Annotated in this window: 1 pseudogene; it reads right to left on the bottom strand. The window is 64.3% G+C overall.

The annotated features are described in order from the left end of the window. Positions 1 to 364 (bottom strand): annotated as a pseudogene (locus F0Q45_RS26420) (hypothetical protein); the annotation flags it as partial. Between the last annotated feature and the right edge of the window lie 348 nt (positions 365 to 712).

Here is a 712-nt window from a genome sequence, read left to right as displayed (position 1 = left end):
AGCAGGGAAATCTTGGTCGCAGCCGGCCGCGGGCCGGCTCGGCAAGAACCTGCGGATCATGAGTGCGCGAGACAAGCGCGGCGAGCATGTCGCGCCCGGACTTGCCCAAAATATCGGTGGCCACCGAGGACAACTTGATGCCCGCGTCTTGGAGCACCTTATCGAGCCGCTGCGCCTCCCGGCCCCGCTTATCGATCTGAGCCTTGCGGTAGCGGGTCAGATCCCGCACCTCGCGGATCGGTTTGGGCGGCACCGACCAGGGCCGCGCCAACCCGTGTTCGACCAGCTGGCAGATCCACTCGGCCAGCCAAACTGACCGTGGGGGCGATAGCGTCCCGGGGTGAAAAAGGGCTCTGGTGGTCACCTTGCGACGGGTCCTTGCAGGCCGTCGTCTAGCCGGGTACTGGGATCGCGTTATGGCGCCCTGCATTGTTCAGCACGAGGATTAGATTCTGTTGTTGCCTTGGATTCCACGGGCGGCCACACCCTTAGGTATCAGATCGGTGTGGTGACGGGAGATCAGTGGCGGTGTTGCTCGGCCGGCCGGCGCTGACCAGCAGCTACCAGATAATCCGAGAACCGCCAGCGAGATCCTCGAACGGCCCAACAAGTATCGTCAACACGTTCCTGGCGCAGGACGCCAGAGCGCCCAGTGCGCCTGTTGGGCCCGCAAGTAGCTAACCGAGGGACAGCGGCAGCGGCCAGGGTTACC

The organism is Mycobacterium simiae, from assembly GCF_008370645.1.
Taxonomy (GTDB): domain Bacteria; phylum Actinomycetota; class Actinomycetes; order Mycobacteriales; family Mycobacteriaceae; genus Mycobacterium; species Mycobacterium simiae_A.
This window is presented reverse-complemented; position numbering and strand designations above follow the sequence as displayed.